Raw genomic sequence first — 12,037 nt, 5'->3', positions numbered from 1 at the left:
TTCTGCGTTGATTTGCTTTCACACTAGGAGTCTTCCATTGCAGACTGACGCAATAGTTTAGAAAGGTAGCCTTCCAGCTTTTCTACACTTTGGTTTAAACCTTCATCGGCTTTGAAAACTTTAACCACGGTTTCAAATAGTTCAGCTGTTTCAAATTCCATTGTCCATTCGATTAACGTTTCGTTTTCTTTTGACGTAAAAACAATCGTGGCAACATAATTAGGGTTAAAGTGATCAAAGACGATTTTCTCAAACAGAATAATTTCTTTGAAAACACTTCTGTTAGGGTATTTTTTTCCGTCGGCGCCGTGCATGGTCAAACGCCATTCGCCACCTGCTATTACTTCCATCTTATGAATGGTACTGGTAAATCCTGTTGGTCCCCACCAATTTGCGATATGCCCAGGATTTGTCCATACTTCCCAAACCAAATCGATAGCTGCGTTCAGCGTTTTTTTAATACTAATTCCTTTGTTTGTAGGAGCAATTTTTGGCTGTTCCATTTTCTTCAGGTATTAATTGGGGGGTGATTAATGCTAATCTACAGCATATTTGCCTGAATTAAAATGTATCAGTTTTATTATCTAGGCAGCAGGGCAAGCGGAGATCAAAGGCGGTCGTTTGTCAGAACCTTTTCGAGCTTTTGAAAAGTAGTTTTCCAGCCTTCCTGGTAATCATGAGCAGACGAAAAACCGAGGTCAGCATGCCTAAAATGCATTCTTGTATTATCTCCATCGGAACTTAGTTCGACAGTGACGGATGATTCGACTCCCGGTTCACTTTTCCAGGTCCAGCTGAAGGCAAGATGGCTGAATTTGTTTACATCTGAGTAAACACCAAAACAGGTATGCTCGGTATTATTGGAGTCGCGAAAAGTTATTTCAAATGATCCTCCGGGACGCACGTCGAGCTCAGCTTTTAAACCCTTGCCATTTGGGTCCGAGCCAAACCAAAGCAACAATAGCCTGGGATCGGTCCACGCTTGCCAAACCTTTTCAATAGGAACCCGGAATATCATTTCCAGCGTTACGGAATCGTTTTTTGTTGAGAACATCGTTTTACTTATATAGGAACAAAAAATGGTTTTAGCCTTGACAACTCTAGCCCAATAACAAACGAAGCTACTACAAGAAATGAAAAAATAAGGCTTTAATCAACAAAAACCGTATCTTCTGCATTTCGCTCAAAACATAGATTTACCGTTCTCGAAGCAACGCTTGTTTTGTGAATAGTGTTAGCGGGGATTTTAATAAACTCACCCGGTTTTAAGAACACAGTATCACTGTCTTTTATTTCAATTTTCAGCTCGCCTTCCAGCACAATAAATAACTCGTCGGTGTTTTTATGGTAATGCCATCGGTATTCTCCCTGCATAACTGCCATACGTAAACAATGGTCATTTACATTTTCAAGAATAAAATTGTCATAGGATTGGTCAACCTTGTCGCTAATCTCTTTCAGGCTCTTTTTAACTAATATTTGTTGTTTGTCCATTTTTGCTTTGAGTTTGAATTGTATTATTTGTTGCCATAATTACTCAAGCAGGCGAACGAATCACCAGTGCAGCAATGGCTCATAAACCCGCATTAATTATGGTTTGTTTCCTTGTTATTTAATATTTCGCGTCGTTTCGCGGAGGTGCACCTTTAAAGCTTTTCGATATGTCGGCTTTACAACCTTTTAAGACATTGCTTCTATTTTGTCTAATAGCACAGTTCCTTCTTTTGCCCGATTAAAGGCAGGCCTGAGTGTAATAAACGCGACAGAAATGAATAACCCTTTACAATCAAACTATTCGAAACACTCCTGATTGTCTATAGAACACAACTATAAATACTTTCAGACACAATAGTTTAAAACTATCCTCTTATAAAATTAATTGATTGGTAATTGATTCCTTAATGTTCTAATTTTATAAAACCGGAATCGATATCCGGTATCTTACCGATACGGGAGAGAAGATCAATTAAAGATAATCATTCATTATAAACTTTTAAAAATGGAATCAAACGACATCAGCAAATGCCCGTTTCATAACGGATCACTTAAACAGACTGTCGGCGGCGGCGGTACCAGGAACCGTGACTGGTGGCCGGATCAGCTAAGAGTAAACATTCTTCGTCAGCACTCATCACTGTCCAATCCCATGGGCGAGCAATTTAATTATGCTGAAGAATTTAAAAGCCTTGACCTGGAGGCTGTAAAACAGGACTTGCATGCGCTAATGACTGATTCGCAGGACTGGTGGCCTGCAGATTTTGGACACTACGGGCCCTTATTTATTCGTATGGCCTGGCACAGTGCGGGAACTTACCGTGTGGGCGACGGTCGCGGCGGAGCGGGAGCCGGTCAGCAGCGCTTTGCACCACTCAATAGCTGGCCCGACAATGTAAGTTTAGATAAAGCCCGCAGGCTGCTCTGGCCAATTAAACAGAAATATGGCCGTAAACTATCCTGGGCAGATTTGCTGGTCCTAACGGGAAATGTTGCCTTAGAATCAATGGGCTTTAAAACCTTCGGATTTGCCGGTGGACGCGAAGATGTATGGGAGCCGGAAGAAGACGTATACTGGGGTTCGGAAACAACCTGGTTAGGAAACGATCAACGCTATCCGCATGGTTCACCAGGCCTGGCCGAGCATGGTGTGGTATCATCAGATGAAAACGCTGATGGCGATATTCATTCACGGAACCTGGAAAATCCGCTTGCGGCAGCTCACATGGGCCTGATCTACGTTAACCCGGAAGGACCTGACGGAAACCCGGATCCGATTGCCGCAGCTAAAGACATCCGCGATACGTTTGGTCGTATGGCTATGAATGACGAAGAGACTGTTGCGTTGATCGCTGGCGGACACAGCTTTGGTAAAACACATGGCGCTGCATCTTCCGAACACGTCGGAAAGGAACCTGAGGCGGCGGGTCTTGAATTGCAGGGTTTTGGCTGGGCCAATAGCTTTGGATCCGGAAAAGCTGGTGATACGATCACAAGCGGCCTGGAGGTAACTTGGACGACTACACCGACACAATGGAGCAATAACTTTTTTGAAAATCTTTTCGCCTTCGACTGGGAACTAACCAAAAGTCCAGGTGGCGCTCACCAATGGGTTGCTAAAAATGCAGAGAGTATTATACCCGATCCTTTTGATCCGTCGAAAAAGCGTTTACCTACCATGCTAACCACAGACTTGTCGCTTAAGCTGGATCCCGGTTTTGAAAAGATATCGCGGCGTTTCCTCGAAAATCCGGATGAATTTGCCGACGCGTTCGCCCGTGCATGGTTTAAATTGACACATCGTGATATGGGTCCGCGTGCGCGCTACTTAGGTCCGGATGTACCCGCGGAAGAACTGATCTGGCAAGATCCTATTCCTGTTGTTGATCATGCATTGGTTGATGCGGCTGATGTCGATGCGTTAAAAGCAAAGATCCTGGGCTCCGGCCTGGCAGTGTCACAACTGGTATCGACAGCCTGGGCTTCTGCGTCAACATTTCGTGGTTCCGACAAACGTGGCGGCGCTAACGGAGCACGCATTAGCCTCGCGCCTCAAAAAGACTGGCAGGTAAATAATCCCGCTCAACTTTTTAGTGTTCTGGAAATACTTCGGGGTATTCAGGATGAATTTAACGCGGCACAGGGCGGCGGCAAAAAGATTTCACTTGCCGACCTGATTGTACTGGCAGGATGTGCTGCTGTAGAAAAAGCCGCAAAAGACGCCGGATATGAAATTGCTGTTCCGTTCACACCAGGCCGTATGGATGCCTCCCAGGAGCAAACCGATGTGGAGTCTGTTGGGTTTTTGGAACCGAAAGCAGATGGTTTTAGAAACTACGGCAAATCGAAATCGGGGGCTTCAACGGAAGCTTTATTGATCGATAAGGCACAATTGTTAACGCTTACGGCGCCAGAACTTACCGTGTTGTTAGGCGGTATGCGTGTGCTGGACACAAACTTTGATAGTTCAAAACATGGTGTTTTCACACAGCGGCCCGGGCAACTGACAAATGATTTTTTTGTTAACCTGCTCGACATGCGCACTGCATGGAAAGCGGCTTCAGACGACAAGGAATTATACCAGGGCTATGACCGCGCAACAGACCGGCCCACATGGACGGCTACCCGCGCTGACCTGGTATTTGGCTCTAATTCAGAGTTGAGAGCTGTTGCGGAAGTGTACGCCGGTGCAGACGCGCAGGATAAATTTGTACAGGATTTTATAAAAGCCTGGGACAAAGTAATGAACCTCGATAGATTCGACGTGGCATTGTAAGTTCATTCTCATTGAGGCATAAAATAAGAAAGCCGTCTCATATTTCGATATGGGGCGGTTTTTTGTTTTATGAAGCTTTGTGTCTGGCGAAAATGAAAGGGTTGAAGAGCAAACGCAGATGGTTAGATTAACTATTTGCGTGAACTTATATCGGGTTTATAACCGTTGGAATATTACTACTATTTGCCAAACAGCACGATCCCTTTCACCGATGAAACGCAGGCTTGAGTGCAATAAACCTGACAACAGTGCAAAGCCCGGAACGAAGCTATGGAGGTGCGGTGGAGTGAGGACTTGTAACGGATGGCAGGACTGCAATTGCCAAAATACACTGCCGCACGTTTTCAAATCTAACTATTATTTCTGCGTGCGATTTTTATAAGTAATTCTCAACAGCTATTATCTGTTATTGACGGAATCAACCAGAAACGAAACCATAACTGTTTAATAGAAGTATTTGAACAGATCAATAATCCTTATCATACTATGAACCAACAAGGCAACTCATTATTTGTAGATGTATGAGTTTTAATTTTTGGAAAGCAGGTTCCTGTGCTGGTCGGTTCCGATAGTCCCGCTAACGTTGCAAGCTTAAAGTGATTGTTACAGGTAGCCGAATGTTCGTGCATCTTTAAAGCTTTTCACTTATATCGGGTTTATAACCGTTGGAATATTACTACTATTTTGCGGAACAGCACGATCCCTTTCACCGATGAAACGCAGGCTTGAGTGCAATAAACCTGATCGAAGAGGAAATTTTTGTTGCAGCCCCCCGTCAATCCATACGGAGCGTTCACAAAAATTGAAACGCGGAGAAGGACTACATTTGCCGAAAAGAACCTGCCGCACGTTTCCAAATCGTACTCATTCGTTTAAGCAAATTTCTCGAATTGCCAAAAGCACACTAAGGCACGTTTCAAATCCTGACTATTATCCTCGTACAAATTTCAATAAGCAAATCCCGCAGCTAGTTCCAATACATTGATCAACTATGTTCATTTTTTGCCAAACCTGGTACCGGGTCAGCTCGAAATGAAACCATATCTGTGTATTTGAGTTATTTGAACAGATCAATAACCCTTTACTCATACTATGAACGAACAAGAGAATTCACTATTCAACGCTTCCCGGACGGGCGATCTCGAACTTTTAAAAGAACTTATTGAACAAAAAACTGGATTAAACATTCGCGATCAGAAAGGATATACACCGCTGATCATTGCTGCCTACAACGGACAGCTTGAAGCGACCCGAATGCTGCTCTACGCCGGTGCGGATGTTAACGCCCAGGATGCCGGTGGCAATACCGCCTTGATGGGTGTCTGCTTTAAAGGCTATCCGGAAATCGCAGAACTGCTGATAGAAAACGGTGCTGATCTGAATTTGCAGCATGGCAACGGAGGTACGGCTTTGATGTTTGCTACGATGTTCGGCCGAAACGCCCTGGTGAAAATTCTGATAAAGCATGGCGCCGATAAATACGTGAGGGAAAGCCGGGGGCTAACAGCTATGGATCTGGCGGTGCAACAGGGAAATGTGGAAGGGTTGGAATTGCTGACGACATAAATGATTCATCAGATGCAAACGTACAAAGATCAGCGTGCGATAGAAGCTGCATCCAGGGCTGATTGGCGAAAATGGCTGGACGAGCATTGTCGCTCGGAAAGCTTTGTATGGTTGGTAATCTATAAAAAGGAATCCGGCGTACCCAGCGTATATTACCCGGAAGCTGTGGAGGAAGCCCTTTGCTACGGCTGGATTGACAGTAAAGCCAACAAACGCGACGATCAAAGTTTTTACCTGTCATTTGCCAAACGTAAACCTGCAAGTAAGTGGAGCAAGGTGAACAAAGAACGTGTGGAGCAGCTGATTAAAAAAGGCCTGATGACAGATGCCGGGATGGAAATGATAAAACTTGCTAAACAAACCGGTACCTGGACAGCCTTAGAAGAGGTTGATAACTTAGCTCTGCCAGCTGATCTGGCTAAGTTGCTATCGTTAAACAAAACCGCTAACGCTAACTGGGATGCATTTTCAGCGTCCTCAAAGAAAGCGATTTTGCAATGGATCCTGAACGCGAAACAAGCCGCGACCCGACAGAAAAGAATCGAAGAAACGGTAAGACTGGCGGAACAGAATGTCAAGGCTAATGAATGGAAACCAAAATCATGAAGATGATCAGAAGCCTCTGTGTTTTTGTAATATACTGTCAGGCGGCCTGTGGACAAATCCCAGAGAAACAACAAAATTTCAAGGATTCGGTATATCAGTACAATACCCCGGGAAGCGGCGGCACTGGCAAGTTTTATATGGGCCGGGAGATCGCCCGCTTTATGGATGCCTCCGGCGCCGCATGGCTCGAACGGAATAACAGGAACCAGGAAGAGAATACATCTAAAGCAATCAGTTCGCTACCTATCACGAAAAATAGTGTGATTGCAGACATTGGCGCAGGGAGCGGCTATTATACCTTCCGCATCGCTAAAAAGGTTCAGCAGGGAAAGGTTTACGCCGTCGAGATACAGGATGAATTTATCCGCATGCTGAACGATAACAAAAAAGCCGGTAATTTCCGAAATGTAGAGGTGATTAAAGGATCACCGTTTTCGCCCAATTTGCCAGAAAATACCATCGACCTGGCGATTATGGTAGATGTTTATCACGAAGTGGAATATCCTCATGAGCTGCTGCAGGCCTTGTCTAAAGCGTTGAAGCCAACGGGTAAGCTGTTATTGCTCGAGTACCGGGCTGAGGATCCAGATGTCGCTATTAAAGAACTTCATAAAATGAGCGTCGGCCAGCTTAACAAAGAAATGATAGCCAACGGCTACAGACTTTACGACCGAAAAGAATTTTTACCTATGCAGCATTTCCTGGTTTACGAGAAGACAAGATAGCCATAGCTGATAATTGTCATAACCGCTTTGCTACACCTGCAGGGGGTAAACCTTCATTGGAACGGCGAAAATATTTATCTTAGAGCAGATATAATTGGTTTAGTACCCCTTTTGAAACAAGAACAAAACATAAACGCCGATATTGAGGCGATTAACAGTATTTCGGTTGTTCCGACCATTTTAAACGTCATTTGCCGAACAACAGGTATGGGATTCGCAGCCGTCGCACGCGTCACGGATAAGCAGTGGATAGCATGCAGTGTACGCGATGAAATTAACTTCGGTCTGAAACCCGGCGAAGAGTTAAAGCTTGAAACAACAATTTGTCATGAAATACGGCAGTCGGGCAGTGGGGTAATAATTGATCATGTGGCTCTTGATGAGCAATTTGCTAATCATCATACGCCGGCCATGTACGGTTTTCAGAGTTATATTTCCTTACCTATTTTCCGGAAAGACGGAACATTCTTCGGCACTCTTTGCGCAATTGATCCGAAGCCGGCGAAATTAAACAACGAGGAAATCATAAACATGTTTAAGCTTTACACTGATCTGATCGCTTTTCATCTCGAGGCGGTTGAACGTGTTAGCCGTTCGGAACAAAGTCTTTCGGAAGAACGGCAGATGGCCGAACTGCGTGAGCTTTTTATCGCGGTGCTTGGGCACGATCTGCGTAACCCCATCGGAGCAATTGATAATGCCGTACAAATTTTAAAAAGGATGTCGCTGGATGACGCCGCGGTCCGGTTCGCAGACATTATTCATAACTCCACTTACCGGATGAAGGGTTTGATTAACAATATCATGGATTTCGCAAGTGGCAGATTAGGGCAGGGGGTTCAGTTGAACCGCAGGGAAGATGATCAGCTGGAGGCGACTATAAAACATGTAATCGACGAGTTACAGCTGGTATGGCAATCCCGTAAGATAGATGCTGACCTGCAGGTTAGCAACCCTGTTTATGTTGACAGTTCCCGGATAGCACAAATGTTGTCAAATTTATTGGGCAATGCACTTAGTTACAGTCCTGCCGAAAGTGAAGTAAATGTAAAGGCGACGACCACCGGCGGAGAGTTTAGAATCTCAATAGCGAATACGGGTAAAAAGATTACCCCTGAAAATATCGAACGATTGTTTCAGCCATTTGTTCGAGGTGATGTAAAACCCGGCCATAAAGGATTGGGATTGGGACTTTACATAGCATCCGAAATTGCAAGGGCACATGGCGGCAGGATAGATGTCGTTTCCGATGACAATGAGACTTGCTTCACTGCAGTTATCCCTCAGAAGGCTTAACGAGTTGCAGCTACTCATTCAAATTTTAAATTGTTCTTTTATTTTAACAAATCGAACTGCGCAATGAAACAATTCTGGTCACTTTGCTTTATTTCTGCGTAATGCAACAGATAACCGGCCAAAGAGTAAAAACAATGATTTTTCACGCAGCTTCAAAGTATCTCTTTTATATTTTAATCGCAGTTTTTTTTAGCAGTACGGTTGCCGCGCAGCCTGTAAAGGTGGCCGTTGCTGCAAATGCGCAGTTCGTAATGAAAGAATTGCAAAAGGATTTTAAAAAGAAAAGCGGAATTGATATTCAACTGATCGTTGGATCATCTGGTAAACTAAGGGCGCAAATTGAAAATGGGGCGCCGTTTGATATTTTTTTGTCGGCAGATATGGAAAATCCTCAAAAGCTGTATAAGGATGGATTTGGACTTTCTGAGCCAGAACGATACGCTTCCGGCAGCTTAATAGTTTGTAGTATGAGTGAAACGCTAACTGAGAACAATTGGAAGCAGTTACTGGTTTCGGATAAAATTTCGAAAATTGCCATTGCAAATGCTCAACTGGCGCCGTATGGTAAAGCTGCCGAACAGGCGTTAACTTACTACAAGTTATTTCCGCAGGCAAAAAGAAAGCTTGTGTTTGGAGAAAGCATTTCGCAGGTTAACACCTATATTACAACTCAGACGGTTCAGCTAGGATTTACGACAGAGGCACTGGTTTATGAGCTGAAGGACAAAAAGTTGAATTGGTTTAAAATTGACCCGGCATCATACAGCGAAATAATTCAGGGAGCGATTATACTGAAAAGCTCACAGAAACGAAGTGACCTGCATGCCAAACGTTTTTATGACTATTTATTCAGCGCTGATGCAAAGGCCTTGTTTAAACGTTACGGCTATCGTATCTGATTTTTTTTATAATTACCAGATGGAACTTGGTCCCCTTTGGCTCACCGTAAAATTGGCTCTGATCACCACGATTATCCTGTTAATAATTGGTTTGCCGATTGCTTACTGGCTTTCTAAAAGCCGGTCGATTCCTAAACTTTTTATTGAGGCGATAATAACTATGCCGCTGGTCCTGCCACCTTCGGTGCTCGGTTTTTACCTGTTGCTTGCGTTTAGTCCTCAAAACAGCTTTGGGAAATGGCTCCAGGAAGCGCTGAATATTCAATTTGTATTTTCATTTGAAGGACTGGTGCTGGCATCAGTTATTTACAGTTTACCTTTTATGATCGGGCCGGTTCGGTCAGCTCTTAACCATTTGCCGGTTTCTCTAAAGCAGGCGTCATTCACCATGGGAAAGTCTGAGGTTCAAACATTTTTTTACGTCCTGATGCCAAACATCCGCTCGTCGGTTTTAACCGCTATTGTTTTGACATTTGCCCATACGATCGGCGAATTTGGCGTCGTATTAATGATTGGAGGTAATATTCCTGGAGTTACCAGGGTGGCTTCTATTGCCGTGTATGATGCAGTTGAACAAATGAATTACCCTTTAGCAAATATTTATTCGCTTTTTTTGTTTGCGCTTACATTCGTAATCGTTGTCTCAGTTTTCATTCTAAACAAAGTTTCCGTTAAAAGTCCTCTTGAATGATAAAAGTTGATATTTCCAGGAAAATTAAAACGTATGATGGCAACCGTGATCTGGTCGTTTCACATTCATTTGCTGATTTAAGCATCACGCGAATTACCGGCCCGTCTGGTTCGGGGAAAACAACATTCCTTAAATTGATTGCAGGACTCATTAAACCTGATTCAGGAACGATTACAGTTGGTGAAAAAACATGGTTTGACAGTAAGCAGAAGATTAACCTGTCCCCGCAAAAGCGCCGTGCAGGTTTCGTTTTCCAGGATTATGCGCTTTTTCCGAACATGACCGTGATGGAACATCTGACTTATGCTTCGCAAAATAAACCACTTATACATAAGCTGCTCGCGACAGGAAATATGCAGTCATTCGTCAATCACAGACCGGCGCATCTATCGGGCGGGCAGCAGCAGCGCCTGGCAATATTGAGGGCGCTGGCAACAGAACCCGGTGTTTTGCTGATGGATGAACCGTTTTCAGCACTGGATGAGGAGCTGAGAATAGCGCTCATTGCGGATTTAAAGCAATTACTACAGGAAATCAAAACGACTTGCCTGATCGTTACACATCATCCGGCAGAACTTGATGGTTTGGCGCAGTTTACTTTAAGGATATAGCCGATTCAGGTATCGTCGCGGAATTGTATTTGCTTAAATTTCCATTGGCGATGTGAATTATTTAATCTCCGTTTTTAGTTTTTTAACGTCCTGCAAAGTGAGTACCTTATAATCTACGCCGAGTCGTTTAGCATTTTCCTCAACAGTTTGGTCGAAACCAGCTTGTTTACGCCGTTGATTAACCAGCTTTGCATCTTTAATGGGCCAAATTACCACCGTCCATTGTTTCTTGCCCGTTTCGTTGTTAGTCGCCATAAATCCCGAGGCTTGTGTACCGTAAATTTGTTCCTGGTTATGTTCCATTAACGACCGGTCAAGCATCATCGCGTAAAGCCGGAATGGCAATTCATCTGCCTCTGCTGCTTTTTTTACTATTGGAAGATAGGTATCAATCACCAAAGAGTGCTGGATAACATAAAATGCCGCTTCATTTGCGGGTGTTCCTACAAGTGATTTTCCGGGATAGCCGTGCTGATCAATGATCTGTTTTATGCGGATAATATTAGCCGAATCAATTTTCGTTTGCAGCGTCCAGATGTAATAATTGATATTTGTTTTGCTTTGATGGTAAACGGAGGCCAGAGAATCGGACATGGCTGAAGTCGTATTGCTCAGGACTTCGCGATATTTTTGATCGGCAACCAAAATGCTGTCAAGTTCCTTTTGCAGCTTTTGATTAAATGTTGTTTGCGCGTTTGAATGAAGAAAAGCGAACGACATCAAAAGAAGTATGAGTTTTCTCATGGGATTAAAGATAATTATGGATCGTAACATTTCGTTCAAACAATACTCTTACAAAGTACTTATTTCAGCATGCCCGAAAAAATCAAAACCTTAAAAACTTATTTGTTCAATGACTTATCCGTGCAAGTCGAATTCGAAGAGCGGCTTGTTCACATTTTAAGCAACGCAAGCCTTCACCATGTCATCGAACATAATATGGCCGGACATACCGAAATGCTATATGAATATATCCAGGCGGATTACAATAAATACTTCGGCCGCGACCTGGATATTTCTTACCAATCCTTTGCTGTAGAGCTTTGGGGCCATATGTACGCGGAGGAATTTACACTGTTTGTTCAGCGGAACTTATCCGACATTGAACTGGTTAATAAGATTGCGAATTTCGTTGTTAACCGCACCGGTGTGATCGACTGCGGTGAACGGGAAATTGACAGCAATCGCATTTTTTGGGATCTGCTATCGCCTTCCTATCACCTGATCAGGTTGTTTATCGGAAATGAAAAGGATGAGCAATCCTGAGTCATTGGCCACGTTTGTGCCAAACGCATTCGTTCAGAACAATCCGGATACCCCAAGACCAGCGATTGCAATACTATTAAACCTACACGCTGATTTTTAAGACCAGT

Annotated in this window: 13 protein-coding genes; 9 read left to right on the top strand and 4 right to left on the bottom strand. The window is 43.7% G+C overall.

Translation table 11 applies throughout. The annotated features are described in order from the left end of the window. Positions 1–23 precede the first annotated feature (23 nt). From GS399_RS16855 to GS399_RS16845, 3 genes are all read right to left on the bottom strand, one after another. Complete coding sequence (locus tag GS399_RS16855) at positions 24–503, bottom strand: SRPBCC domain-containing protein (protein WP_160845826.1); 480 nt, start codon at positions 501–503, stop codon at positions 24–26. 104 nt (positions 504–607) lie between these two features. Then, the gene (locus tag GS399_RS16850; RefSeq protein WP_160845825.1) at positions 608–1,054 is read right to left on the bottom strand and encodes an SRPBCC family protein; all 447 of its coding nucleotides are present in this window, start codon (positions 1,052–1,054) and stop codon (positions 608–610) included. A gap of 95 nt (positions 1,055–1,149) precedes the next feature. After that, positions 1,150–1,494, bottom strand: coding sequence for a cupin domain-containing protein (locus GS399_RS16845; RefSeq protein ID WP_160845824.1), 345 nt, complete (start codon positions 1,492–1,494; stop codon positions 1,150–1,152). 505 nt (positions 1,495–1,999) lie between these two features. On the opposite strand from GS399_RS16845, the gene katG reads away from it, so the two are divergent. From katG to GS399_RS16805, 8 genes are all read left to right on the top strand, one after another. Then, complete coding sequence (katG, locus tag GS399_RS16840) at positions 2,000–4,270, top strand: catalase/peroxidase HPI (protein WP_160845823.1); 2,271 nt, start codon at positions 2,000–2,002, stop codon at positions 4,268–4,270. A 1,092-nt stretch (positions 4,271–5,362) separates the two neighbouring features. Then, on the top strand, positions 5,363–5,836 hold the full coding sequence (locus GS399_RS16835; protein WP_160845822.1) for an ankyrin repeat domain-containing protein: 474 nt from the start codon (positions 5,363–5,365) through the stop codon (positions 5,834–5,836). Between the two features lie 12 nt (positions 5,837–5,848). Further along, positions 5,849–6,442: a YdeI/OmpD-associated family protein gene (locus GS399_RS16830; RefSeq protein ID WP_160845821.1), complete on the top strand. Its 594-nt coding sequence runs from the start codon at positions 5,849–5,851 to the stop codon at positions 6,440–6,442. 2 nt (positions 6,443–6,444) lie between these two features. Then, positions 6,445–7,167 (top strand): class I SAM-dependent methyltransferase, encoded by a 723-nt coding sequence (locus tag GS399_RS16825; RefSeq protein ID WP_160845820.1) that lies wholly within the window; start codon positions 6,445–6,447, stop codon positions 7,165–7,167. Between the two features lie 111 nt (positions 7,168–7,278). Then, positions 7,279–8,463: a GAF domain-containing sensor histidine kinase gene (locus GS399_RS16820; RefSeq protein WP_160845819.1), complete on the top strand. Its 1,185-nt coding sequence runs from the start codon at positions 7,279–7,281 to the stop codon at positions 8,461–8,463. A 134-nt stretch (positions 8,464–8,597) separates the two neighbouring features. Beyond that, positions 8,598–9,362 (top strand): molybdate ABC transporter substrate-binding protein, encoded by a 765-nt coding sequence (modA, locus tag GS399_RS16815; protein ID WP_160845818.1) that lies wholly within the window; start codon positions 8,598–8,600, stop codon positions 9,360–9,362. Then, on the top strand, positions 9,301–10,053 hold the full coding sequence (gene modB, locus GS399_RS16810) for a molybdate ABC transporter permease subunit (protein WP_237487981.1): 753 nt from the start codon (positions 9,301–9,303) through the stop codon (positions 10,051–10,053). The genes modA and modB overlap by 62 nt, the downstream gene beginning before the upstream one ends. Next, entirely contained in the window at positions 10,050–10,664 is a 615-nt protein-coding gene (locus GS399_RS16805; RefSeq protein ID WP_160845817.1) for an ATP-binding cassette domain-containing protein, read from the top strand. The genes modB and GS399_RS16805 overlap by 4 nt, the downstream gene beginning before the upstream one ends. Positions 10,665–10,721: 57 nt before the next feature. On the opposite strand, the gene GS399_RS16800 is transcribed toward GS399_RS16805, so the two are convergent. Further along, entirely contained in the window at positions 10,722–11,408 is a 687-nt protein-coding gene (locus tag GS399_RS16800; protein WP_160845816.1) for a DUF6624 domain-containing protein, read from the bottom strand. 69 nt (positions 11,409–11,477) lie between these two features. Between GS399_RS16800 and GS399_RS16795 the strand changes: the two genes are divergently transcribed. Then, complete coding sequence (locus GS399_RS16795; RefSeq protein WP_160845815.1) at positions 11,478–11,930, top strand: hypothetical protein; 453 nt, start codon at positions 11,478–11,480, stop codon at positions 11,928–11,930. Positions 11,931–12,037 lie beyond the last annotated feature (107 nt).

Origin of the sequence: Hufsiella arboris (assembly GCF_009834875.1) — a bacterium.
Lineage (GTDB): Bacteria > Bacteroidota > Bacteroidia > Sphingobacteriales > Sphingobacteriaceae > Hufsiella_A > Hufsiella_A arboris.
The sequence above is the reverse complement of the archived record's forward strand: the minus strand, read 5'-3'. Positions and strand labels throughout refer to the sequence as shown.

Excerpts from the sequence above, each read along its gene's own strand:
- GS399_RS16855 (WP_160845826.1), bottom strand. The coding sequence starts at position 503 with ATGGAACAGCCAAAAATTGCTCCTACAAACAAAGGAATTAGTATTAAA.
- GS399_RS16850 (WP_160845825.1), bottom strand. The coding sequence starts at position 1,054 with ATGTTCTCAACAAAAAACGATTCCGTAACGCTGGAAATGATATTCCGG.
- GS399_RS16845 (WP_160845824.1), bottom strand. The coding sequence starts at position 1,494 with ATGGACAAACAACAAATATTAGTTAAAAAGAGCCTGAAAGAGATTAGC.
- katG (WP_160845823.1), top strand. The coding sequence starts at position 2,000 with ATGGAATCAAACGACATCAGCAAATGCCCGTTTCATAACGGATCACTT.
- GS399_RS16835 (WP_160845822.1), top strand. The coding sequence starts at position 5,363 with ATGAACGAACAAGAGAATTCACTATTCAACGCTTCCCGGACGGGCGAT.
- GS399_RS16830 (WP_160845821.1), top strand. The coding sequence starts at position 5,849 with ATGCAAACGTACAAAGATCAGCGTGCGATAGAAGCTGCATCCAGGGCT.
- GS399_RS16825 (WP_160845820.1), top strand. The coding sequence starts at position 6,445 with ATGATCAGAAGCCTCTGTGTTTTTGTAATATACTGTCAGGCGGCCTGT.
- modA (WP_160845818.1), top strand. The coding sequence starts at position 8,598 with ATGATTTTTCACGCAGCTTCAAAGTATCTCTTTTATATTTTAATCGCA.
- modB (WP_237487981.1), top strand. The coding sequence starts at position 9,301 with ATGACTATTTATTCAGCGCTGATGCAAAGGCCTTGTTTAAACGTTACG.
- GS399_RS16805 (WP_160845817.1), top strand. The coding sequence starts at position 10,050 with ATGATAAAAGTTGATATTTCCAGGAAAATTAAAACGTATGATGGCAAC.
- GS399_RS16800 (WP_160845816.1), bottom strand. The coding sequence starts at position 11,408 with ATGAGAAAACTCATACTTCTTTTGATGTCGTTCGCTTTTCTTCATTCA.
- GS399_RS16795 (WP_160845815.1), top strand. The coding sequence starts at position 11,478 with ATGCCCGAAAAAATCAAAACCTTAAAAACTTATTTGTTCAATGACTTA.